Source organism: Roseibium sp. QJM3NY_11 (assembly GCF_056173175.1).
In genome coordinates this window covers 4,788,695-4,809,677 of record NZ_CM149660.1, presented here as the reverse complement: position 1 = coordinate 4,809,677, position 20,983 = coordinate 4,788,695, and the positions used below count along the sequence as shown (strand labels likewise).

Here is a 20,983-nt window from a genome sequence, read left to right as displayed (position 1 = left end):
GTTCCCGTCGGAGCGCGGCCCGGCGGACTTTCTCAGCGCTTGAAACAGGCGGTTGCAAGCGTGTCGTTACCGTTGTGCGCGGTTTTCCTTCTGGGAACCGGCATGCCGGCGGGGGCACAGACATCGGATCTGGTGTCGCAGACGGAACTGCGCGTCTGCGCGGACCCGGCCAACCTGCCGATCTCCGACAAATCGGGTTCAGGCTATGAAAATCGGCTGGCCGAACTGATTGCCGCCAAGCTCGAACGTCCCGTGTCTTATACCTGGTATCCGATGGCAACCGGGTTCGTGCGCAACACCTTGCGGGCCAACCGGTGCGATGTGATCATGGGCTATGCGCAAGGCCATGAGCTTGTCCTCAACACCAACCACTACATGACCTCCGCCTATACGCTGATCGTCCCCAAAAGCAGTGCTCTCGCCGATGTCTCGACGCTGGCCGATCCGAAGCTGAAGGGCAAGCGGATCGGTATCATCGCGGGGTCTCCGCCGGCATCGCACATGGCCCGCAACGGTCTGATCGCCGCCGCCAAACCCTATAACCTGATGGTGGACAGACGGCACGAATCCCCGGCTCTCGACATGCTTTCGGACCTGGAAGAGGGCGAGATCGATGCCGCCATCCTGTGGGGTCCGATCGGCGGGCCTCTGGTCAAGCAGGAGCACCCGGATCTGCAAGTCACATCGCTGATCAGCGAAACATTGCCTCCACGGCTGGTGTTCCGCATCACCATGGGCGTCCGACAAGGCGAGAAGGTCTGGCAACGGGCGCTCAATTCGCTTATCCGGCGCAACAAGGGCGAAATCAACGAAGTCCTCCAGAAGGCGGGAGTGCCGCTGCTGAACGACATGGGAACGGCACCTTATACCAAAGAGCGTTGATTATGACCCATCTGATGGACCATGGCCGGTCGCCGGCGAGGCGCGTTGCGCAGTCCGGCCTGGTTGGCCGGACAAGCAGCGCAACGACGCCCGGTGCGCGGCAATGGTCCACCGGAGGCCGATCCTGGAAGGTTTTCGGACGGCGTCGCACGTCTTGTCAGATACCCCGCATCGCACTGCGACGTGCTCCTGGCCGAAAACCCTCCAAGACCGGTCAGATGAGTCATAATCAACGCTCTTTGGTATTACGGGGAGGAGTGACGATGTCGTCTTTCCTGCCGGTTGGAATACTGAACGGCAGGACCTTGCGCGCCGCAGTGGTCGCCGCCCTGCTCGCCGCGATGATGACTGCCTGGCCGGCGCCGGTGAGCGCGCAAGGCGTGCCCGAACCTCGGGACTATCGTGAAGAACCCTACCGGGCCCCGGTCCCGGAGACGCTGAGCGGTGGAACGGTTGTTTCGAGCGAGGCGGCGCACGCGCTCTGGCAGGCCGGAGGGACGGCCTTTATCGACGTGTTGCCGCGCGCTCCCAAACCCAAAAACCTTCCAGCCGGCACGATCTGGCGCGACAAGCCGCGTCTGTCGATCCCCGGAAGTCTGTGGCTGCCCAACGTCGGTTACGGACGGATCGCGGAGCTGACGGCGGATTATTTCAGGTCCGGCCTTGAAAAGGCCACCGCGGGCGACGCCGCGCATCCCGTGCTGTTTTTCTGTCTCGACGAATGCTGGATGTCCTGGAACGCCGCCAGACGGGCCCTGGAATACGGCTATGCCAATGTCTACTGGTATCCGGAGGGAACCGACGGCTGGACGTTCGAGGACTTTCCGTTGGTCGAGATCAAGCCCGAGCCGGAGCCCGAATAACACGGCAATGACCCCGGCAAGACGGATGTCTTGAGCGCGCGGACCGTCACCGGCAACACCCGCTCAATAATCCGCCAACACGCGTTCCACTTCGGACGTTGAGCCGTCGGTATCCGTCAGCTTCGCCTTGACGCGCCGGGTGCCTTCGGGGACCGAAACGCTGACTTGCGGGTTTTCACTCAACGAGATGCTGCCGGTCATCGTGGCGAAGGGGGCACCGTTCAGATCGATGTCCAGTGTCTCCACATAGCGCATCGGAGTGTAGAGCAGCGACACCTGATCCCTCTGCATGCCCGAATGGCTCGGATGGCTGATGGCCACGTCCAGGGCGAGGTCGTTGGACCGGCCCGCGCGTCGTTTGCGGACAAGACTTGCGGAATCCGTGAGCGGCCTGAGGATCAGTTCCATCTGTCCCAATGTGGCGAGCGCCTCGTCGGGGTCGGTGCCCGGTGGCGCTGAGCAGGCCCCAAGCCCGGAGGTCTTCACGAAGGTCTCGGCGACGAAGAGCTGGCCGTTATCCAGTTCGGCCACCGCATGAACGGGGGTCGGACCATTGAAACGCATGGTGGCGGCGAATTCGAAGCTTGCAAGCGGCCGGGTAAAGGATACCTGGGCGGAAAGCGGCATCGGGTTGTCATCCAGGATCAGGTGAAGTTCCCTGAAGACATGTCCATCCGGAGCGTCCAGCCGGATGGTCACCTTGGTACGCGCGTCATCGGCGGTGCGGTAAGGGGTGTCGATGCTGATCACATCACTTGAAACGGCAAGGAACCGGTCGCCGTATAGTTCAAAACGAAGGTCCGGCCAGGTATCCTCGCCAGCAGCCGCCGGCTCCGGCAGCAGCAGCGCAAAGACGGCGGCGGCCGCCATGGCCGGCCAGTTCATTCCGCGTGCCGTGTGTCCTGACATGGAACCTCTCCTCCCGGAAATTCATGAATGAAACGCCCGACGGCGCGCGGGCCGTCGCCGGTCCCGATTTCGCCGATGACGTCCAGTGTCACCGGATCGATCAGGCTGACCGTATTGGAAAACCAGTTGGTCGACACAATCAGCCTGCCGTCCGCTGTCACGTCGATGCCTTCGGGGGCCTCTCCGACATCAAGCGTTGCTTCGCGTTCGAAGTCGGAAAGCCTGTAGACGCTGACGGTATCCGAATACTGGTCGGTGGTGAAGGCATGCCCGCCGGCGAAGGCGATCCCGTAGGGGCGGTCCCCGACCGGCACCGTGGCGGTGACGCTGGCAGTCAGCGGATCGATGATCGTGATGTCATCCGAGCCGACATTGGCCACATGGATGCGCCCCTGCGGATCCACGGCAATGCCGAACGGCCGTTCGCCGACGCTGACGCGCGCCCGCAGCGTCATTTCCGGCAGATCGAAGATCGAGACCTGATTTGAATCCCGGTCAGCGGAGGCAAGCCAGCTGCCATCCCCGGCGACGACCAACCCGGCCGGCGCTCCCCCGCTCTCCAGTTCCCCGATTGCCGCAAGGCTTTCGGCATCGAGCACGAAGATGCGGGCATTGTACCAGTCGGAAACGAATATACGACCTGACTGCGGCGCCGTGGCGACGCCGACCGGGCCGCCTTGCACCTCGGTTTGCGCCAGCACCTCGCAGGTGGCAAGGGAAAACCGCCGCACGGTCTTGCTGTCGGGACTGACGGTGTAGAAGGCGTTGAGCGCCGAACTGACCGCGATGCCGGCGGGTTTCCCCTCGACCGGTATCCGCTGGATTTCGCGGCGCCCCTCAAGATCCAGCACGCTGAGATCGGAACTGCTCTGATTGGTGATAAAGGCAAAAGACCCCGCGAGCGCCGGAACGCCCGTGGGGATGGTCAGGAGGAGGCACAGCAGAGGAACGCTGGCAAAGCGTTTCTCAGTTCCCCGCAAAACGCTCATGAAGGGCATCAAGGCCGGCCTTGTAGACTGCAGTGACCGCCGCGATCGCGGCTTCGTCGTTCAGGTTCTCCGGCGGATCGTTGTTGGGATAGCCGCGATAGAACGCGCCGCGCCACGCCACCAGGGACCCCCCGTCTTTCCCCGGCTTGACCGTCAGGTGCGAGGAATAGTTGGTGACCGGAAGAACCTCCACCTTCACGTCGGTGATCCGGTAGGAATAACTCATCTTTTCATCGCTGAACTTGTAGAGCACTTCGTCGATGGTCGGGCCGCCGTCCTGTCCGAGCGTAAGCAGCCGGGTCGCATCAATGGCATTGCCGCCTTCGCCGTTCGTGCTGAACACCGCGGGATGCCAGCTCATGTCCTGAAAGTTTCCGATTAGAGCCCAGACTTCGGCGGGCGGAGCGGCGACCTCTTGCGTGAGCGTTATTTTCTGACGGGTGGGGCCGTGTGCCTGCGCGCCCTGAAACGCGAACGAAGACAGCAGACAGAAGACGAAGATCCGTAGAGCAGTGCGCATTGTCAGTCTATTCCTTGAAGAACGCGGTTTTCAGAATGTAGTTCATCCCGCGGCTCCAGGACCGGTCGGTATTGGTGCGAACGTCGACCGCCCTGGCACGCAGGACCTTTCCCGTGTCCGCGTCGCGGAGAAACAGGTTCATGGAGATGACCAGATTGGAGATCTTGTGGACTGCACCGGTTAGTGCGAAGTCGGCGCCGAGTGTTTTCGCCATACGCACATCGCAGCCGTAACAGTTTCCGGGGTTGGCGATATTGTCGAGTTTGGCGGCAATCGGAGCGAGGTCGACCAGGATCATGCCTTCGTCTAGAAAGCGCTGTCCGACAAGCTCCTCCACAAGCACGAGACGACGGGTCTCGTCTTCCCTCTCGCCGTTGTAGGCGCCTTCGGTCGACAGATCGACGAAACCGAGGCCGAGAAAGGCCACCTTGCTGCCGCGTGGCACACCTTCCGCGGATGCACTGGCCACCAGCGCAGCGGCGTTGAACAGGACCAGAACAATGAGCGTGATGAACGACTTCATGCAAATATCTTAGGGCGCTCAAATTGCACGGCAATAGAGCCTAAAGTATCGATTTTTTTCCCAGGGCGGCTTTGGCACACTCTTGAGAACCGGGAGGAACGGATAGGATCATGGTACAGTCTTTGATCGCGATCTGCGTGTACTGTCTTGTTTTCACTTTCGGATTTTTTCCTTTCGCAAAAATCCAGGCCGCCATGGCTCTTGACGTGACTGTCGGTGTTCTTCGGGTTGATTATCCAGAGCTGGCGCCCGTCTCGCGCTACGACCGCAAGCCGGAAGATCTGGGGTTCGCCGGTGCCGGGCTCGGCAACGAGGACAATCAGACGACCGGTTCCTTCCTGGGGCACGCATTCTCGATGAAAACCGCGACGTCCGCCCCCGGCGACATCGAGGAGGCGGTCGGCTCGTTCATCGGCAACGGCTTGAAAATTATCGTGGTGATCGGGCGCGGCGAGGATGTCCTGAAGGTGGCGGATCTCGCCGGTCCAGGTGTCCTCGTCTTAAACGCGGGCGCTCCGGAAACCGCTCTGCGGGACGCGCAGTGTCGGGAGAACCTGCTGCACGTCGCCCCCAGCCGAGCCATGCTCGCGGACGCGCTCGCCCAGTTCCTGATGTGGAAGAAATGGCCGCGCTGGTTCTTGGTCGAGGGTTCCAATCCCCGCGACGTGAAACTCGCGGAAGCCTATCGCCGGGCAGCGAAGAAATTCGGTGCGAGGATCGTCGAGGAGCGGGTGTTCGAGGATACCGGCGGATCGCGTCGGGCCGACAGCGGCCATGTGCTGGTGCAGCGCCAGATACCGGTCTTCACCCAGGAGGCCGACGAGCATGATGTCATCGTCGCGGCGGACGAGAGCGACGTGTTCGCGCTCTACCTTCCCTTCCATGCCTGGACGCCGCGTCCGGTCGCCGGATCCGGCGGACTGCGCCCGGTGACCTTTCACGCCGCCCATGAAGCCTGGGGAGCGACCCAGTTCCAACGCCGGTTCGAAAAACAGAGCGGCCGGTACATCAAGCCGGAAGACTACAATGCCTGGGTCGCGCTGCGCGTCATCGGCGAAGCGGTCACGCGCGCACGGAGCGACGATCCGCAAGTTCTCAAAGACTATATTCTGAGCGACGCGTTCGAACTCGCCGCCTTCAAGGGGCAGAAAGTCACCTTTCGGGCCTGGAACGGACAGATGCGCCAGCCGGTTCTTCTCACCGACAGCAAGATCACGGTCAGCGTATCCCCGCAGGACGGCTATCTGCACCACCGGTCCCCCCTGGACAGTCTCGGCATTGATGAAGCGGAATCCGCCTGTGAGGCATTCAAGAATTGAGAGACCGGAAATGATGCGGCACCTTCGAAAACTTTCGCCAACACCTTCCCTTTTTGGACGCATGGCGCCTGCGCTCCTGCTGGCCGGCAGTCTTCTGGTTTCCGGTCCGGCGGTCGCGAACAAGGTGTTCGTGAGCAACGAGCGCGGCAACACGGTGACCGTCGTCGACAGCGCAACCTGGGAACAGATCGCCGAATTCCCCGCCGGCAACCGGCCAAGGGGCATCGGCATCAGCCCGGACGGCAAGCATCTTTACGTGTGCGCATCCGACGACGACACCATCAAGGTGTTCGATACCGATACCTACGAATTCCTGTGGTCCCTGCCGTCCGGTCCCGACCCGGAACTGTTCGTCATCAGCCCGGACGGCAGCACGCTGTATGTCTCCAACGAGGACGACAATCTGGTCACCGTCGTCGATACCGCCAAAAAGACGGTGGTCGCGGAGGTTCCCGTCGGTGTCGAACCCGAGGGCATGGCGGTCAGCCCCGATGTGCGGTTTGTGGTCAACACGTCCGAGACGACGAACATGGCGCATTTCATCGCCACCGAAGACTACCAGATCAAGCACAACGTGCTGGTGGACCAGCGCCCGCGCTACGCCCGTTTCACCAATGACGGCAAGACGCTTTACGTCAGTTCGGAAATCGGCGGAACGGTGTCCGTCATCGACATGCTTGGCGAGGCCGGTCCCGAACTGGTCAAGAAGATCGGGTTCGAGGTTGCCGGCGTCCAGCCCGAGTGGCTGCAGCCGGTCGGCATGCGGATCACGTCGGACAACAAGTGGCTGTTCGTGGCCCTCGGGCCGGCGAACCGGGTCGCGGTCATTGACGCCGCCAGCAACGAGGTGGTTCGCTATATACTTGTCGGCCAGCGTGTCTGGCAGCTCGAGTTCACACCGGGCGAACAATACCTGTTGACGACCAACGGCAACTCGAACGACATCACCGTGATCGATGTCGCCGAACAGGAAGCGGTAAAGTCGATCCAGGTCGGACAGCAGCCCTGGGGGGTCGTGGTCGCACCTGACTGATCCGGCGGTCAACGCAAAATGAAATTGGAAGGGTTCCAGATGCACAGGCAGCAAACCGCGGTCTCGAAAATACGGCGATTTCTCGCCGGACGGACGCACAGGCGGCGGATCCTCGGGGGCCTGCTGTGCGCGAGCCTTGCGCTTGCGCTGTCCCCCGCGACAAGGGCCTCTGCCTCGGACCTGCCTGTCCTTCGTGCCGCGGTTCTCAAGATCGGGACCGTCAACTGGGAACTGGACACCATCAAGCGGAATGGCTTCGACACCGAAAACGGGTTCGAACTCTCCGTCGTGCACTATGCCGACAATGGTGCGACACGGGTCGCTCTCGAAGGCGGCGAGGCCGACCTGGCGGTCGCCGACTGGATCTGGGTCGCCAGGCAGCGCGCTGCCGGCAAGGACTATGTGTTCGTTCCCTATTCCAGGGCCGTCGGCGGGCTGGTGGTGCCCGGGGACAGCACGGCGACGACCTTGAAGGACCTGCGCGGCCAAAAGATAGGTATCGCCGGCGGGCCGGTCGACAAAAGCTGGCTCATCCTGCAAGCCTACGCGAAGAAGGAATATGGTTTTGATCTGGCCGCCGAGACCGAACAGGTGTTCGGTGCGCCGCCGCTGATCTTCAAGGCCGGTCTGGGCGGCGACACGGCCGGGGCCATAAATTTCTGGCATTTCCTGGCCAAGATGAAGGCCGCCGGCATGCGGGAACTGATATCCGTCGAAACCGCCGCGACCGCACTCGGCCTCGATCCGGACATTCCGCTGCTGGGCTATGTGCTCAAGGATAGCTATCTGCGCGAAAACCCGCAGATGGCCAGTGCACTTTATGGCGCGTCGCGGGCCGCGAAAGATCTGCTGGCAAGGGACGATGCTGCCTGGGAGGTTCTGCGGCCGCGCATGAACGCGAAGTCCGATGCGGCCTTCGAGGCGCTTCGTCGGGATTTCAGGGCGGGCATCCCGGCTCCGGGAAATATCGACGAGGATGGTGCGGCAACATTCTTCAGCCTGATGGTCAGTCTTGGCGGCGAGAAACTTGTCGGCGGCGCCCGGGAATTGCCGCCCGGCCTGTTCGCAGAACTCGAGTAGAAGCCCTTGGCGACGCCGATCATCCGCGCGATTTCCCTGACGGCGTTCCTGTGCGCCTGGTTCCTCCTGGCAGCGATTGGCAACGACCCGACGGTCCTGCCGTCACCGGCTGCGCTGGTGCAGCCGTTCTGGCAGGAGCTGATGTCGGGAGAACTGGCCTATCATCTGACGATGACGGTCGCGCGGGTGATCGCCGCCTTCATCATCGCCCTTGCAGTGGGCATCGTTCTCGGGTTCCTGATGGGAACGCGCCCCGAACTCGACAAATGGCTGGACCCGTGGCTGGTGGTGTTCCTGAACCTGCCGGCCCTCGTTCTGATCGTGCTGTGTTACCTGTGGATCGGTCTGAACGAGACCGCGGCGGTCGCGGCGGTCGCGCTCAACAAGATCCCCGGCGTAGCGACGATCATCCGCGAGGGCGCGCGGGCACTCGACCGGGAACTGAAATCGATGGCGACGGTCTTCCGTGTCCGTCCGGTCACCTATCTGCGCCACTTCGTGGTGCCGCAACTGGCGCCTTATATCGCGGGCGCGTCGCGTTCCGGCATTGCCGTGATCTGGAAGGTGGTCCTCGTTGTCGAGTTTCTCGGCCGCTCCAACGGCATCGGGTTTCAGATCCACCTGTATTTCCAGCTGTTCAACGTCGCCATGGTGCTGGTCTATTCGCTGAGCTTCATCGCCTTGATGCTGACAATCGAATGGCTGTTGCTGCAGCCCGTTGAAAAACGGGTCCAGGCATGGAGGCAGGCATGATCTCGGTCGATATCAGGACCAAGAATTTTGGCCCGACCCGGGTCCTGAAAGATGTCGCCTTTGAGCTGCAGCGCGGCCAGTGCCTTGCCATTCTGGGCAAGTCCGGGATCGGCAAATCCACCTTGTTGCGGCTCGTCGCCGGAATAGATCCCGATTTCGAGGGAACGGTCAGTCGACCGGAAGCCATGGCGATCGTGTTTCAGGAACCGACGCTTCTGCTCTGGCGCAGGGCGATCGACAATATCCTGATCATTCATCCCCGGCTCGAGGAAACGGCGGCGCGGGACATGCTCGCCAAGGTGGGGCTGGCGGACAAGGCGGACATGTATCCAAGGCAACTGTCGCTGGGTCAGCAACGGCGCCTGTCGCTTGCAAGGGCTTTTGCGGGGCGCCCGGAGCTGTTGATCCTGGACGAACCCTTCGCTTCGCTGGACAAGGCGACGGCGGCGGACATGATCGCCCTGACCAGGACGCTGGTTTCGGAAGTGGCGCCGGCAACCCTGTTCGTCACCCACGAAAAGGACGAGGCCCGCCAGCTTGCGGACCGGACACTTGAACTTGCGGGCTCCCCGGCAACAGTGGTTCCCGATTGCAGGATAATGGAATTTCAAAGGGAGGAAGCATCATGAAAATCAATCTGAAAAGCATTCTGGGCGCCGGTCTGGCCGCGTTTGTCCTGTCTCTACCGGTCCAGGCACACGAATTCGGGTTCGCGGGCATAATGGACAAGACGAACCGGGAAGAGCTGCCCGACCTGATCCTGTCCTCGGGAAAACCGATTTCCGACGGTCCGCTCGTGCTGAAATCCGGGACCATGTACGAGATTGAAATCGTCTCCGACGGCAGTGCGGAACTGGCCCTCGAAGGGTCCGGGTTCTTCCGGGCGATCTGGGTCAACGAGGTCGTCGTCAACGGTCTCGAGATCCGCCCGTTCGGTCTGGAAAGCGTCGAGTTCGATGACGAGGGCACGATGGAGATCGAGTTTCTGGCGATCAAGCCCGGCCGCTATTTCCTGCGCCAACCCGGTTCCACGGGTGAGAACCAGCGTGTCGAGATCACCATCCAGTAAACCGGGTGTCCGGGGGGGGGGGCAGAGCGCATGACGATTTTTTCGGTCCGCAATGTCAGCTACAGTTACGGACCGAAAATGGCTCTGGATGATGTCACCATCGACCTTGAAGCAGGGCGGTTCTGCGCGCTGCTTGGTCCCAATGGCGCCGGCAAATCCACACTCTTCAATCTGCTGACCAGGCTGTTCGTGACGCGGGAAGGCTCGATCCGGATCGCGGGTCACGATCTTGCGCGCGAACCGCGCAAGGCCCTGGCCGCGCTGGGGGTGGTGTTTCAGCAGCCGACCCTGGATCTGGACATGTCGGTGGCGTGGAACCTGAAATATTTCGCCGCCCTGCAGGGCCTGTCCGGGGCCCATGCGAAAAAGCGCATCGACGCGGCCCTGGAGCGTTTGGACATGTCCGAGCGCGCAAGAGAGAAGGTCCGCGAGCTGAACGGCGGCCATCGCCGCCGCATGGAGATTGCCCGCGCGCTGATCCATGAACCGAAGGTCCTGCTGCTGGACGAGCCGACAGTCGGGCTCGATATCGAAAGCCGCATCGCGATCACCGATCATGTCCACGACCTTTCCCAGACCGGGCTGCTTGTCTTCTGGGCGACGCATCTCGTCGATGAAATCAGGCCGTCGGACGATGTCGTCGTCCTGCACCGGGGGTGCATCCTCAAGCATGAGCGGGCCGACAGCCTATGCGCGGGCGGCCGTCTTCAGGACGCCTTCAAGGCCTTGACCAGCGGGCAACAGGCAGAGGTGGACGCCGGGTGAAGAGCTATCTTACAGCGCTGCAGGCCATTGTCTTCCGCGAGGGCTGGCGGTTCATCAATCAGAGAAGCCGCTTTTTCGCCGCCCTGGTGCGGCCGATGGTGTGGCTGGTGGTGTTCGCGGCCGGTTTCAGGGCGGCCCTCGGCCTGTCCATTATCCCGCCGTACCAGACCTACATCACCTATGAAGTCTATATCGTGCCCGGCCTGTGCGGCATGATCCAGCTGTTCAACGCGATGCAATCCTCGCTGTCGCTGGTCTACGACCGCGAGATGGGCTCCATGCGCCTGTTGCTGACCAGCCCCTTGCCGCGGGGCTGGCTCCTGTTTTGCAAGATCCTGGCGGGAACCATCGTGTCCATTGTGCAGGTGTACGTGTTTCTTGCCCTGGCGGCCCTGTTCGGCATCGACATGCCGGCGATGGGCTATGTCTATCTTTTTCCGGCGCTGGTTCTCTCCGGCCTCATGCTCGGTGCGCTGGGGCTGTTCATTTCCTCCACGATCCGGCAGCTCGAGAATTTCGCCGGTGTCATGAACTTCGTGATCTTCCCGATGTTCTTCCTGTCGAGCGCACTGTACCCGCTCTGGAAGATGGCCGAGAGCTCGCCCCTTCTCAGGGACATCTGCGCCTTCAATCCGTTCACCTATGCGGTCGAACTGATCAGGTTTTCGCTGTACGGGCAATTCAACGGCGCGGCGCTCGTGTGGGTTGCCCTGTCCTTCGCCGTTTTCATGACAGGCGCGCTGATCGGCTACGACCCCGCCCGCGGCATGCTGCGGCACCGCGCGGCCGGTCCAAAGTAGGCAAAAGGTGACCGGAAGACGTTTCAGGTGCCGCCGAGCAGCTTGCGGATCCGCTCCGCTGTGCCCGGCGTTGTCAGTCTGTCCTGCAATTCGTCCGGCAGGACCCAGTCGAGGGCCGCGGCGTCGTCGCCGGCCGCGGGTGTTCCCGAGGCATAGGCCCCGCAAAAAACGGTCAGGATGAAATGGGTGGCGACGCGGCCGTCCGCGTCCCGCTGAATGGAGTCGAAGGTTTCAACCGGGTCGCCGAGGTGCGCGGTCACGCCCGTTTCCTCAAGGAGTTCCCGCGCGGCCGCCTCAAGAAGGCTTTCTCCGAGTTCGATCAATCCGCCCGGCAGGCTCCAGTGATCCTTGTAGGGCGGTTTGCCGCGCCTGACCACGAGGGCGCGGCCGTCGCGGTGACACAGGACACTGACGGCGGCACGGGGGGCGTCGGGATAAAACCTGGACATGGCATCCTCGGCAATCTGACGGGGTTGCGATCGGGATTGCGATTCTGTGCAGAGGATAGTCGCCCCGGTCCGGGGCGAACAGGTCTCAAGCGGATTTGCTCAAGCAAACAGCGCGTCGATTTCTGCCTGGGCGCCGTCGCCCTCGTGCTGGGAGGCTTCCGCTTCGACGTGACCGTGGATGATGGCCCCGGCAAAGGCGATCAGGGGCTTGATCTCGTGGGTCGCCCTGTGGGCGATTTCCGCCGCCACCTGGGTCGGGTCGGCGGCTGCGCGCAACTGGTCCTGAATGCTGCCGACCACGCCGTTGATCTCGGCGACATGCACTTCCAGATGTTCGCGCAAGTGAGCGGGGGCCGCATGATAGGCCCGGATGGCGAGGTTCTTGTCCTTGAAGGTCGAGTTTTCGAAATGGCCTTCGTAGTCGAGCGGCTCCCACTCGAGCACATCCGCCGTGCAATCGGGCATGTCAGGCAGCATCTCGAGAAGCATCATCACTTCGTTGAAGTGGTTGAGATAGTCTGTGGCAAGGCCGGTTTGGGCGTTTATGTTTGCCTCCTCCAGCAGTTCGGCTGCCAGCTCACCGGCGCCCAGAACCGGGTGCAAACATTCCATACCTGTCCCCCTGTCATTGACTTGTAAGCTAAGCTACTTCTTTTTTGTTTCCAATTGCCTAACCAGACTGCAGCAAAACTACGATGTTCCGGCATCCGTATTAAGACGGAGTAGCGAGCCATGTGCGGACGCCTTGCCCTGACGACACCGCCCGACGCGGTGCGCAGTTTTTTCGATTACGTGGATCGTCCCAACTTTCCGCCACGCTACAACATTGCGCCGACGCAGCCGCTCGCCATCGTGCGCCAGTCCCTGGACGGGACGCGCCGCTTTCACCTTGTGCGCTGGGGATTGATCCCTTCCTGGGTGAAGGATCCCTCCGCCTTCACCCTTCTGATCAACGCCCGCGCGGAGACCGCGTCGCACAAGCCATCCTTCCGCAATCCCATGCGCCACCATCGCTGTCTGGTGCCGGCTTCCGGCTTTTACGAGTGGCGGCGCACGCCGGAAGGCAAGCAGCCGTTCTGGATCCATCCGGCCGACGGCGACATCATGGGCTTCGCCGGATTGTGGGAGACCTGGTCCGATCCGGACGGCGGCGACATGGACACGGGCGCCATCCTGACGATCGAGTCCAACCGGATGATGTCCGCGATCCATCACCGCATGCCGGTGATCCTGAAACGGGAAAATTTCGGCACCTGGCTGGATGTCGCCAATGTGGACCGGCGCGAGGCCGAGAAGCTGCTGGTGCCTGTCGAGGATGATTTCCTGGTGGCGCGTCCCGTTTCGACCCGGGTGAACAAGGTTGCCAACGACGACCCGGATGTGCTGCGCGAGATTGCCGCCGACGAGATGGCGGTCCCCCTCGGAAAACCCGCGGACAAGGGTCGGCGGCAAAAGACGGCTGAGGACGACAGCCAGCTAGACCTTTTCTGACGTGACAAAAGCACAGTTTTGTCGTGCAAAAGCTTCGGTGGCGGGGTAGGGCAGGGACAACGACACCGGCAGGCAGCACCTGATGCCGGAACGCATTTCTGCCGGGAAGCATTCATGATTGACGACGACACGACGAAGTCCTCGGACGACGATATCGAAAACGAGGCACTTGCCGAGGCTTACAATCGCGGTCTCGGATTGCAGAAGGCCGGAGACCTCGAAGGCGCCGAACGCGCTTTCCGGGAGGCGCTTGCGCTGGACCCGAAGGACACCGGCGGCGTCAGCATCCGGCTGGCGGCCATCGGGGCAGAGCAGGCACCTCTAAAAATGCCGGATGCCTATGTCGCAACCCTGTTCGACCAGCATGCGGACGTGTTCGACGAGATCCTGGTCGATGAACTCGGTTACTGCGTGCCGCTGCTGGTGCGCGAGATGATCGCCCGCCTGGAGGCCGGTCCGTTCGACCGGCTCCTGGACCTGGGCTGCGGCACCGGCCTGACGGGCCTTGCACTTGCCGACTGCACGGTCCATCGAACCGGGGTCGACCTGTCCGAGCGCATTGTGGAACTCGCCTTTGACCGGGAGGTCTATGATGACCTTTATGTCGGCGAGGCCGTCGAGTTCCTGGCGGAGTTCGAGGAAGACGATGGCGTTCGGCCGACCTGGGATCTGATCGCCGCCACCGATGTGTTGCCCTATCTGGGCGCCGTTGAGCCATTCCTGCAAGGGGCCGCCGACCGTCTGGTGCCGAACGGTTTTCTGGCCTTTTCGACCGAAACCCTGCCGGAGGAGGTCCTTCAGGGGCGGTCCTTCATGGTCGGACCGAAAAACCGGTTTGCGCAGGGCGAAAGCTACATCCGTTCCGCCCTTGCCGCCGCCGGCTTCGAGATCCTGGCCATGGACCCGATCACGGTACGCCACGAGGAAGGCCAGCCGGTCCCCGGCCATCTGGTCATGGCCCGGTTGCGCTCCGGATAACGGAAGGGATCGGCACCGGGATCTCCCGCGGAACCATCCTGAAGAAGCATGCCGCGGGGTGTCCGGCATGTCCCGGAATTGCGCATCGCGCCGGATCCCGCTCCGTGTGACCGGCTACTCCGTCCGTTGCAGCCTGAGATAGGGTTCGCCGTCCGAGGTTCTCTTGACGGCGATGCCGTCCGCATCGATGAGACAGGACACGCGGCTGCGATAGGCGGAGAAGCTGTCGAACGTCACCACGTCGACAGCGGTGTCGAATTGCAGGGTCACCCGGTAGTGTCCGGCCGGACCGACCCTTGAGAGCGACAGGACCTCGCCCTCGAAGGGCTGCTTCATGTAGGAGCCCGCCACCCGGTCCCCCACGGCAATGGTCATCCGGTTGGGCCGCGAGGCGGTCGCGCTGGCGGTGTTCCAGTCCTTGAAACCATGTTGGGCGGACAGAAGTTCAAGCGCCTGGCTGTGGGACAGTGTCTGCCCTTTGGCGGCAAGGGCGGATCTCAGGCGTTTTGCCTGGCTCTTGAGCTGGGCAATGCTGGGAAGCGTCATGATGGTTACCTTTCCGGGAAAGGCAGGTACTCAGGCAATTGCCTGTCATGGAGCCCGCATTGCCATCAGCCTGCACATTCCGGTGAAGGTCGGCACGATCGCAGAATTGCCTGCGCGAGAGAATTCACCAGGGGCAGGGCCCGCGGGCGGCCGGCTCTCTCTAGCCAGCCAGATCAATAGGGGCGCGGCATTCCGCTGTCAACGGAACAAAAAAGAAGCCGCAACCGCGGCTTCAAGGAGAGGAGGTTATTTTGAAGGCCCGGCGGCGCTACCGCCGGGCGCATCCCGGTTTGCGAAAACCGGGACATGTCACCGTTCCGAAAAATGCCGGAACAGGCTGCGGCAGCGGGCGTGCCCGATGCCGCCGGTCGCCGGGGAGGAGGGGGATCCCCGGAAAACGGGTCAGGAATGGACCAGCCGCTTCAGCAGCTCGATCTCCTGGGCAACGGCCGCATCCTTCTTCGTCATGGCCTCTATCTTGCGGACCGCGTGCAGGACGGTGGTGTGGTCCCGGTTGCCGAACCGGCGTCCGATTTCCGGAAGCGACCTGCCGGTCATCACCTTGGCGATGTACATCGCGATCTGGCGTGGACGGACCAGAACCCGGGCCCGGCAGGCGGACAGGAGGTCGGCCTTGGTCACGCTGAAATGCTTGCACACCACTTGCTGGATATCTTCCACCTTGATGGAGCGCGGTTCGCCGATCCGCACCAGATCGTGCAGTGTCTTTTCGGCCAGGTCCATCGTCACCGGCTGTTTGGTCAGCTGGTTGTGGGCGAACAGCCTGTTCAGGGCACCTTCCAGATCCCGGGCCGACGAAATCACGTACCGCGCGATATGATCGGCGACGTCATCGGGCACGGAGAAACCCGGATGGGTCCGGCGGGCCGCCGAAATGCGCTTTTCCAGAATGTCGTGGCGCAGGGCATAGTCGGTTGCCTGTATGCTGACGACCTCTCCTTTCTGAACCCGGCTGCGCATTCTTTCGCAAAGCGTGTCGAGCTGCTCGGGGGGGCGGTCCGCTGCCATGATGATCTGGGACGGGGCTTCCATCAGCATTTCGAGGGTCTTGCTGAATTCATCCTGGGCCTGCTTGCCGTGCAGGAACTGAAGGTCGTCGACAAGGAGCAGGTCAATGGATCTCATGGCCTGGCGCAGAACCGGGAACGCGGGCGTACGCAGTGCCGGCACCAGGTGGTACATGAAGAATTCGGCGGACAGGTAGGCGACATGCCGCCCTGTCTTGCGCGCCTCGAGCGCCGCGGCCTGCAGCAGGTGGGTCTTGCCGATGCCGGTCGAGGAATGGATATAGAGAATGTCCAGCGTGCCCTGATGGCCGGCAGCCATCTGGCGGACGGCTGCGCAGGCGAGACTGTTCGAAGCCCCCTCGGCAAAGGTGTCGAAGGTCAGTTTCGGATTGAGCGCCGCGCCATTCAGGAAATCCAGGGCGGCTTCCTCACCGGTGTCCGCGAGACAGGGGATCATGGAAGCGCCGGCGGCGCCGCCGAACTGGGGCGTGCTGGAAAACGGTCCGGGACGGCCGCTGATGCGGCGCACCGTCATCGGTTTGGGTGAAATTCCGGCCTTGACCTGGCGGGGCCGCAAGGCGCCGCGCACCGTCAATTCAATGCGATTGATATCGACCTGTTCGCGTTTCCAGAGGCCGACAAGCTGTTTTTCGTAGTTGCTCTGGATCCAGTTTTTCAGAAAACGTGTCGGAACCGACAGGCGTACCGCATCACCTGTGGTCTCCTCGTGATTGACTCTGCCGAACCAGTTGGAAAAGGCGTCTTCACCGAGTTCTATCCTCAGTTCCTTCTTGACGCGATCCCATTGATCCGAACCGGCTAAGTTCTGAACCTGCATTGAGGCCTCCATTTGAGGGACCGGATGGTTCAGTCCCCCCACGTGCACTGTGTGTGAGCAGCAATTGTCCGCCTTCACTGCTCGTTTGCTTTTATCCGGCCTTCTGACCGTATGGCTTTTGACGCCTATGAGATCACGTTAACTTTTTACTTACCATATTTACAAATAGCTTATTCTTATGACTTCATAGACGTTTCGTATTGTAACATCTGTAGATGTTGGTCGCCTTTCATGTAAATTTTACATAGCAATTCTGACATTGCTCTGATGTCGGCGAATTGTGATGGTTTTGATTGTGATGTTTTCCTTCCGATGATTTGGTTGTGCCTGATGGCGTGTAAATAACGTTAGGAAAAAATTAACTTTTAAGAATATTTTTCTGCGGGTTTTCAAACGCTTGATGAAAAAATAGTAAAATCCGACGAGGCAAGAATTTTTTCGCTGCAAAATTGCATGGTATTTATTCCAAGTACGCGCCGGGCACCCCGATCCCGCCACGGCCTGATTCCTGGCCTCAGCAAGGCTGTGAACCGATTCAGGAGCGTCAACACGCTGTGGAAGTCGCGGAAAACCCGGAAGGCGTTGCGGCGGTTTTGACCGATCGATCAGGTTTGATCGGCGCAGGCCGTCTTGCATAAACCGCTGGCGGATCAGAAAGCTGGAACGGGTTCCGAAAGCGAATGCTTCACTGTCATCAGGAAAGGCCGGTGCCGGCCGAAGCCGGGCCCGGCGCTTTTTTCTGGCAACATGTCAATTCCGACAATTGATTTGGAAGTGTCCCCGGCCCTTCGGCGCGGCGCGTCGAGAAAGCACGGATATCAGCCAGTTCCCATAACAGACCTGAAGTAATTCGAGGTCATGTCAAGGATACCGAAGATACTTCACTTGGCAGGCCGGACAAGCTGAACGGATCGACCGGCAGACCAGGGGCGGCTGCCTTGCTTTCGCGAGGCAGCCGCCCCCGGTCTGGCCAATCAGGCTGCAGGCAGGATCACAGGACCCGGCCGGGGTTCAGGAGGCCCTTGGGATCGAAAGCGGTCTTGATCCGCTGCATCAGGTCGAGCTCGATTTCTGACTTTGCCTGCCTGAGCAGGTCTTTCTTGAGACGGCCGATCCCGTGCTCGGCCGAAATACTGCCGCCGAACTCGCCGACGATGTCATGCACGATGGTGTTCATCTCGTCCCATTTGGCAAGATAGGCGTCCTTGTCGGCGCCAACCGGCTGGCTGACATTGAAGTGTATGTTGCCATCGCCGATATGGCCGAACGGGACAGGGCGGCAGCCCGGAACGAAAGCCTCCACCGCCGCCATCGCCTTGTCGAGAAATTCGGGTATGGAGGCGACCGGAACGGAAACGTCATGCTTGATCGAACCGCCCTCCGGCTTCTGCACTTCCGACATGCCGTGGCGAATGTGCCAGAAGTCCTGCACCTGGGACAGGTTCTGCGCGAAGGCGGCATCCTCCACCAGCCCGTCCTCGAAGGCGTTGCCGAGGACGCTTTCCATGAGGTCGCGGACCGGAAAGGCATCCGAGCCGCTGGACAGTTCCATCAGGACGTACCAGGGATGCGACCCTTCAAGGGGATCACGCGCGCCTTCCAGGTGTTTCAGACAGAATTCGACACCGACGCGCGGCATGATCTCGAACCCGGTCAGCACCGGTCCAGCCTCTGCCTTTGCCAGCGTGAACAGCTTCAGCGCCGCGTGCGGATCGGGCAGCCCGACAAAGGCGGCTTCCAGCTTCCTGGGCTTTGGAAAGAGTTTCAGCGAAGCGGCGGTAATGATCCCCAAAGTGCCTTCGCCACCGATAAACAATTGTTTCAAATCATAACCGGTATTGTCTTTGCGAAGGGTCCTGAGACCGTTCCAGATCTCTCCGTTCGGCAGCACGACTTCGAGCCCGAGCACCAGATCCCGGGTGTTGCCGTAGGCGAGGACGGCGGTGCCGCCGGCATTGGTCGAAATGTTGCCGCCGATCTGGCAGGACCCCTGCGCGCCGAGCGAAAGCGGGAACAGCCGCTCCGCCTTTTCAGCTTCGTTTTGCAGAGCTTCGAGGACCACGCCGGCCTCGGCGGTGATGGTGAAGCCGACGGGATCGACATCGCGGATCCGGTTGAGGCGGGACAGCGACAACACGATTTCTTCCCCGGTTTCCTGCGGAATCTGGCCGCCGACAAGACCTGTGTTGCCGCCTTGCGGAACGATCTTGAGATCATTCTCATAGGCGTAGGTCATGACCTGCGCGACTTCCTGCGTGGTGCCGGGGCGCAGCACAACGGGCGTGACACCCTGGTACAGGTCGCGCCATTCTCTCAGGTAGGGCGCCTGGTCGTCCGGGCTGGTCAGAACGTTGGCCGCGCCGATCAGTTCGGCAAAACGGGCGGCGTGGGGAGAGCGCTCCATGAGCGGGGTCCTCGTGCAGATTAACGGAGAAATTCGGGCGCCAACATAGTGTCTCGATGGGCGCGCGTCGACGCTTCATTCCGTCGCCGGGTCTCTTGTGGGAACAAATCCCTTGTGCCATAGGATGCCAGCCCGTTCGGGTGGAACTGGAATCCTTTTCGGAGATGACGATGGCGGAAACGCGCGGACTGATGAACGGCAAACGTGGCCTGATCATGGGCGTGGCAAACAACAAGTCGATTGCCTGGGGTATTGCCAAAGCACTGGCCGACGCGGGAGCCGAACTGGCGCTCACCTATCAGGGCGATGCCCTGAAAAAACGCGTTGAACCGCTTGCCGATCAGCTTGGCGCTTTCGTTGCCGGACATTGCGACGTGACCGATTCCGCGTCCGTCGACGCAGTTTTCAAGAACCTGGAAGACAAGTGGGGCAAGATCGATTTCCTCGTTCATGCCGTTGCCTTTTCGGACAAGGCCGAACTGACTGGCCGCTTCGTCGAAACGAGTTCCGACAACTTCGCCCGCACCATGGACATCTCCTGCTATTCCCTGGTGGCGGTGACGCAACGCGCTGAAAAACTGATGTCCGACGGCGGCTCCATTCTGACATTGACCTACTATGGCGCCGAGAAGGTCATGCCGCATTACAACGTCATGGGTGTTGCCAAGGCGGCTCTGGAAACGAGCGTGAAGTATCTCGCCATGGACCTCGGACCGCAGAACATTCGCGTCAACGCAATCTCCGCCGGGCCGATCAAGACGCTGGCGGCATCCGGCATCGGCGATTTCCGGTACATTCTCAAGTGGAACGAGTACAATTCACCCTTGCGCAGGACGGTCACCATCGAAGAGGTCGGCGACGGTGCGCTGTTCCTCCTGTCCGATCTCGGCCGCGGTGTGACCGGCGAAATCCAGCATGTGGATTGCGGTTACAACATCGTCGGCATGAAGGCGGTCGACGCTCCGGATATCTCGGTCGTCAAGGACTGACGAGTGTGCCGGCGACGCCGCCGGCGCTCTGCTCTCACAGGTAAACCACATGACTTCCGTTCCGACCTCGCCGGATCCCTCCCTGCTGCCTAAAGTTGCTGTTCCGGATCTGATGATCTTCGTGCGGCACGGTCAGACCGACTGGAATTTCGAAGGTCGGATGCAGGGACGCAAGGACATTCCTCTGAACGCGACCGGCGAAGGCCAGGCGGCCGGCAATGGTGCCCGCCTGATGACCTATCTGGCCGGGCAGGGCATCGATCCGCAAACGCTCGATTTTGTCGCCTCGCCACTCGGCCGGACCCGTTCCACGATGGAACTTCTGCGCGGTGCCCTGGGACTGGAGCCGGCGTCCTACCGGCTCGAGGACCGGCTGAAGGAGATTACCTTCGGCGCCTGGGAAGGCTTCACGCTGGAGGAACTGGCAGACAAGGAACAGGATCTGCTGCTGCAGCGCCGGGCCGACAAATGGGGCTTCGTTCCGCCTGGCGGGGAAAGCTATGAAATGCTGACGGAGCGGATCGGCGGCTGGCTGAAATCCGTCGACAGGCCCGCCGTCGTGGTCTCCCATGGTGGCGTCTTCAGGGCCGTGCGTGGCCTGCTGGAAGGCCGGGACAAAGCCTCGGTGCCCAGGCTCGACGTCCCCCAGGACAAGGTTTTTGTCTGGCGGGACGGGCAGTTTATCGCCGTCTGAAGCGCCGGATTTCCATCAGCATGGGGCGCAGGTTCATGAGAACCGGCGCCGACGGGCATCG

General features: G+C 61.6%; 23 protein-coding genes. 14 read left to right on the top strand and 9 right to left on the bottom strand.

What is annotated here, in order from left to right; translation table 11 throughout:
• Window positions 1–102 precede the first annotated feature (102 nt).
• Entirely contained in the window at window positions 103–882 is a 780-nt protein-coding gene (locus AC0VX3_RS22045; RefSeq protein WP_475525231.1) for a substrate-binding domain-containing protein, read from the top strand.
• A gap of 341 nt (window positions 883–1,223) precedes the next feature.
• Complete coding sequence (locus AC0VX3_RS22040; RefSeq protein WP_475525230.1) at window positions 1,224–1,745, top strand: PQQ-dependent catabolism-associated CXXCW motif protein; 522 nt, start codon at window positions 1,224–1,226, stop codon at window positions 1,743–1,745.
• A 63-nt stretch (window positions 1,746–1,808) separates the two neighbouring features.
• Here the strand turns inward: AC0VX3_RS22040 and AC0VX3_RS22035 are convergent, their stop codons facing one another.
• The 4 genes from AC0VX3_RS22035 to AC0VX3_RS22020 are packed head-to-tail and all read right to left on the bottom strand — an operon-like array spanning window position 1,809 to window position 4,686.
• On the bottom strand, window positions 1,809–2,654 hold the full coding sequence (locus AC0VX3_RS22035; RefSeq protein WP_475522316.1) for a quinoprotein dehydrogenase-associated SoxYZ-like carrier: 846 nt from the start codon (window positions 2,652–2,654) through the stop codon (window positions 1,809–1,811).
• Window positions 2,627–3,643: a YncE family protein gene (locus AC0VX3_RS22030; RefSeq protein ID WP_475522315.1), complete on the bottom strand. Its 1,017-nt coding sequence runs from the start codon at window positions 3,641–3,643 to the stop codon at window positions 2,627–2,629. Before AC0VX3_RS22030 ends, AC0VX3_RS22035 begins: the two co-directional genes overlap by 28 nt.
• Complete coding sequence (locus AC0VX3_RS22025; RefSeq protein ID WP_475522314.1) at window positions 3,621–4,163, bottom strand: SRPBCC family protein; 543 nt, start codon at window positions 4,161–4,163, stop codon at window positions 3,621–3,623. The genes AC0VX3_RS22030 and AC0VX3_RS22025 overlap by 23 nt, the downstream gene beginning before the upstream one ends.
• Before the next feature lie 7 nt (window positions 4,164–4,170).
• Window positions 4,171–4,686 carry a DUF3280 domain-containing protein gene (locus tag AC0VX3_RS22020; protein WP_475522313.1) on the bottom strand — a complete coding sequence of 172 codons (516 nt, stop codon included), beginning with the start codon at window positions 4,684–4,686 and terminating at the stop codon, window positions 4,171–4,173.
• Between the two features lie 110 nt (window positions 4,687–4,796).
• Between AC0VX3_RS22020 and AC0VX3_RS22015 the strand changes: the two genes are divergently transcribed.
• The 8 genes from AC0VX3_RS22015 (at window position 4,797) to AC0VX3_RS21980 (ending at window position 11,505) form a co-directional block, all read left to right on the top strand.
• Window positions 4,797–6,005, top strand: a complete 1,209-nt coding sequence (locus tag AC0VX3_RS22015) for an ABC transporter substrate-binding protein (protein WP_475522312.1) — start codon at window positions 4,797–4,799, stop codon at window positions 6,003–6,005.
• Window positions 6,006–6,066: 61 nt separating this feature from the next.
• Window positions 6,067–7,038 (top strand): PQQ-dependent catabolism-associated beta-propeller protein, encoded by a 972-nt coding sequence (locus tag AC0VX3_RS22010; RefSeq protein WP_342894392.1) that lies wholly within the window; start codon window positions 6,067–6,069, stop codon window positions 7,036–7,038.
• A 39-nt stretch (window positions 7,039–7,077) separates the two neighbouring features.
• On the top strand, window positions 7,078–8,118 hold the full coding sequence (locus AC0VX3_RS22005; RefSeq protein WP_475522311.1) for an ABC transporter substrate-binding protein: 1,041 nt from the start codon (window positions 7,078–7,080) through the stop codon (window positions 8,116–8,118).
• 6 nt (window positions 8,119–8,124) lie between these two features.
• On the top strand, window positions 8,125–8,871 hold the full coding sequence (locus tag AC0VX3_RS22000; RefSeq protein WP_475522310.1) for an ABC transporter permease: 747 nt from the start codon (window positions 8,125–8,127) through the stop codon (window positions 8,869–8,871).
• Window positions 8,868–9,500: an ABC transporter ATP-binding protein gene (locus AC0VX3_RS21995; RefSeq protein ID WP_475522309.1), complete on the top strand. Its 633-nt coding sequence runs from the start codon at window positions 8,868–8,870 to the stop codon at window positions 9,498–9,500. Before AC0VX3_RS22000 ends, AC0VX3_RS21995 begins: the two co-directional genes overlap by 4 nt.
• Window positions 9,497–9,940 (top strand): hypothetical protein, encoded by a 444-nt coding sequence (locus AC0VX3_RS21990; RefSeq protein WP_475522308.1) that lies wholly within the window; start codon window positions 9,497–9,499, stop codon window positions 9,938–9,940. The genes AC0VX3_RS21995 and AC0VX3_RS21990 overlap by 4 nt, the downstream gene beginning before the upstream one ends.
• Window positions 9,941–9,970: 30 nt before the next feature.
• Entirely contained in the window at window positions 9,971–10,705 is a 735-nt protein-coding gene (locus AC0VX3_RS21985) for an ABC transporter ATP-binding protein (protein ID WP_475522307.1), read from the top strand.
• Window positions 10,702–11,505 carry an ABC transporter permease gene (locus tag AC0VX3_RS21980; protein WP_475522306.1) on the top strand — a complete coding sequence of 268 codons (804 nt, stop codon included), beginning with the start codon at window positions 10,702–10,704 and terminating at the stop codon, window positions 11,503–11,505. The genes AC0VX3_RS21985 and AC0VX3_RS21980 overlap by 4 nt, the downstream gene beginning before the upstream one ends.
• 23 nt (window positions 11,506–11,528) lie before the next feature.
• On the opposite strand, the gene AC0VX3_RS21975 is transcribed toward AC0VX3_RS21980, so the two are convergent.
• Together AC0VX3_RS21975 and AC0VX3_RS21970 are read right to left on the bottom strand one after the other, a co-directional pair.
• Window positions 11,529–11,954: an NUDIX hydrolase gene (locus AC0VX3_RS21975; RefSeq protein ID WP_475522305.1), complete on the bottom strand. Its 426-nt coding sequence runs from the start codon at window positions 11,952–11,954 to the stop codon at window positions 11,529–11,531.
• Window positions 11,955–12,053: 99 nt separating this feature from the next.
• Complete coding sequence (locus tag AC0VX3_RS21970; protein WP_348150739.1) at window positions 12,054–12,566, bottom strand: hypothetical protein; 513 nt, start codon at window positions 12,564–12,566, stop codon at window positions 12,054–12,056.
• Between the two features lie 120 nt (window positions 12,567–12,686).
• Between AC0VX3_RS21970 and AC0VX3_RS21965 the strand changes: the two genes are divergently transcribed.
• Window positions 12,687–13,445 (top strand): SOS response-associated peptidase, encoded by a 759-nt coding sequence (locus AC0VX3_RS21965; RefSeq protein WP_475522304.1) that lies wholly within the window; start codon window positions 12,687–12,689, stop codon window positions 13,443–13,445.
• 114 nt (window positions 13,446–13,559) lie between these two features.
• Window positions 13,560–14,423 (top strand): class I SAM-dependent methyltransferase, encoded by an 864-nt coding sequence (locus tag AC0VX3_RS21960; protein WP_475522303.1) that lies wholly within the window; start codon window positions 13,560–13,562, stop codon window positions 14,421–14,423.
• A gap of 114 nt (window positions 14,424–14,537) precedes the next feature.
• On the opposite strand, the gene AC0VX3_RS21955 is transcribed toward AC0VX3_RS21960, so the two are convergent.
• The 3 genes from AC0VX3_RS21955 to AC0VX3_RS21945 all read right to left on the bottom strand — a co-directional run bounded on the left by AC0VX3_RS21955 (window position 14,538) and on the right by AC0VX3_RS21945 (window position 19,239).
• Window positions 14,538–14,969, bottom strand: coding sequence for a glyoxalase superfamily protein (locus AC0VX3_RS21955; RefSeq protein WP_475522302.1), 432 nt, complete (start codon window positions 14,967–14,969; stop codon window positions 14,538–14,540).
• Between the two features lie 402 nt (window positions 14,970–15,371).
• Window positions 15,372–16,835 carry a chromosomal replication initiator protein DnaA gene (gene dnaA / locus AC0VX3_RS21950; RefSeq protein WP_475522301.1) on the bottom strand — a complete coding sequence of 488 codons (1,464 nt, stop codon included), beginning with the start codon at window positions 16,833–16,835 and terminating at the stop codon, window positions 15,372–15,374.
• A gap of 991 nt (window positions 16,836–17,826) precedes the next feature.
• Complete coding sequence (locus tag AC0VX3_RS21945; RefSeq protein ID WP_475522300.1) at window positions 17,827–19,239, bottom strand: FAD-binding oxidoreductase; 1,413 nt, start codon at window positions 19,237–19,239, stop codon at window positions 17,827–17,829.
• Between the two features lie 170 nt (window positions 19,240–19,409).
• Here AC0VX3_RS21945 and fabI point away from each other — a divergent pair, with 170 nt between their 5' ends.
• A complete protein-coding gene (gene fabI, locus AC0VX3_RS21940) occupies window positions 19,410–20,228 on the top strand; it encodes an enoyl-ACP reductase FabI (protein WP_348142031.1) in 819 nt (272 codons plus the stop codon).
• A 49-nt stretch (window positions 20,229–20,277) separates the two neighbouring features.
• Entirely contained in the window at window positions 20,278–20,922 is a 645-nt protein-coding gene (locus AC0VX3_RS21935; RefSeq protein ID WP_475522299.1) for a histidine phosphatase family protein, read from the top strand.
• Window positions 20,923–20,983: the final 61 nt, after the last annotated feature.

What these genes read in the sequence shown, in the direction of transcription:
- AC0VX3_RS22025 (WP_475522314.1), bottom strand. Translation starts at nt 4,163, where the DNA reads ATGCGCACTGCTCTACGGATCTTCGTCTTCTGTCTGCTGTCTTCGTTC.
- AC0VX3_RS21975 (WP_475522305.1), bottom strand. Translation starts at nt 11,954, where the DNA reads ATGTCCAGGTTTTATCCCGACGCCCCCCGTGCCGCCGTCAGTGTCCTG.
- AC0VX3_RS21990 (WP_475522308.1), top strand. Translation starts at nt 9,497, where the DNA reads ATGAAAATCAATCTGAAAAGCATTCTGGGCGCCGGTCTGGCCGCGTTT.
- AC0VX3_RS21965 (WP_475522304.1), top strand. Translation starts at nt 12,687, where the DNA reads ATGTGCGGACGCCTTGCCCTGACGACACCGCCCGACGCGGTGCGCAGT.
- AC0VX3_RS22005 (WP_475522311.1), top strand. Translation starts at nt 7,078, where the DNA reads ATGCACAGGCAGCAAACCGCGGTCTCGAAAATACGGCGATTTCTCGCC.
- AC0VX3_RS21945 (WP_475522300.1), bottom strand. Translation starts at nt 19,239, where the DNA reads ATGGAGCGCTCTCCCCACGCCGCCCGTTTTGCCGAACTGATCGGCGCG.
- AC0VX3_RS22015 (WP_475522312.1), top strand. Translation starts at nt 4,797, where the DNA reads ATGGTACAGTCTTTGATCGCGATCTGCGTGTACTGTCTTGTTTTCACT.
- AC0VX3_RS21970 (WP_348150739.1), bottom strand. Translation starts at nt 12,566, where the DNA reads ATGGAATGTTTGCACCCGGTTCTGGGCGCCGGTGAGCTGGCAGCCGAA.
- AC0VX3_RS21960 (WP_475522303.1), top strand. Translation starts at nt 13,560, where the DNA reads ATGATTGACGACGACACGACGAAGTCCTCGGACGACGATATCGAAAAC.
- AC0VX3_RS21985 (WP_475522307.1), top strand. Translation starts at nt 9,971, where the DNA reads ATGACGATTTTTTCGGTCCGCAATGTCAGCTACAGTTACGGACCGAAA.
- fabI (WP_348142031.1), top strand. Translation starts at nt 19,410, where the DNA reads ATGGCGGAAACGCGCGGACTGATGAACGGCAAACGTGGCCTGATCATG.
- AC0VX3_RS22010 (WP_342894392.1), top strand. Translation starts at nt 6,067, where the DNA reads ATGGCGCCTGCGCTCCTGCTGGCCGGCAGTCTTCTGGTTTCCGGTCCG.
- AC0VX3_RS22030 (WP_475522315.1), bottom strand. Translation starts at nt 3,643, where the DNA reads ATGAGCGTTTTGCGGGGAACTGAGAAACGCTTTGCCAGCGTTCCTCTG.
- dnaA (WP_475522301.1), bottom strand. Translation starts at nt 16,835, where the DNA reads ATGCAGGTTCAGAACTTAGCCGGTTCGGATCAATGGGATCGCGTCAAG.
- AC0VX3_RS21995 (WP_475522309.1), top strand. Translation starts at nt 8,868, where the DNA reads ATGATCTCGGTCGATATCAGGACCAAGAATTTTGGCCCGACCCGGGTC.
- AC0VX3_RS21935 (WP_475522299.1), top strand. Translation starts at nt 20,278, where the DNA reads ATGACTTCCGTTCCGACCTCGCCGGATCCCTCCCTGCTGCCTAAAGTT.
- AC0VX3_RS22020 (WP_475522313.1), bottom strand. Translation starts at nt 4,686, where the DNA reads ATGAAGTCGTTCATCACGCTCATTGTTCTGGTCCTGTTCAACGCCGCT.
- AC0VX3_RS22035 (WP_475522316.1), bottom strand. Translation starts at nt 2,654, where the DNA reads ATGTCAGGACACACGGCACGCGGAATGAACTGGCCGGCCATGGCGGCC.
- AC0VX3_RS22045 (WP_475525231.1), top strand. Translation starts at nt 103, where the DNA reads ATGCCGGCGGGGGCACAGACATCGGATCTGGTGTCGCAGACGGAACTG.
- AC0VX3_RS22040 (WP_475525230.1), top strand. Translation starts at nt 1,224, where the DNA reads ATGATGACTGCCTGGCCGGCGCCGGTGAGCGCGCAAGGCGTGCCCGAA.
- AC0VX3_RS21955 (WP_475522302.1), bottom strand. Translation starts at nt 14,969, where the DNA reads ATGACGCTTCCCAGCATTGCCCAGCTCAAGAGCCAGGCAAAACGCCTG.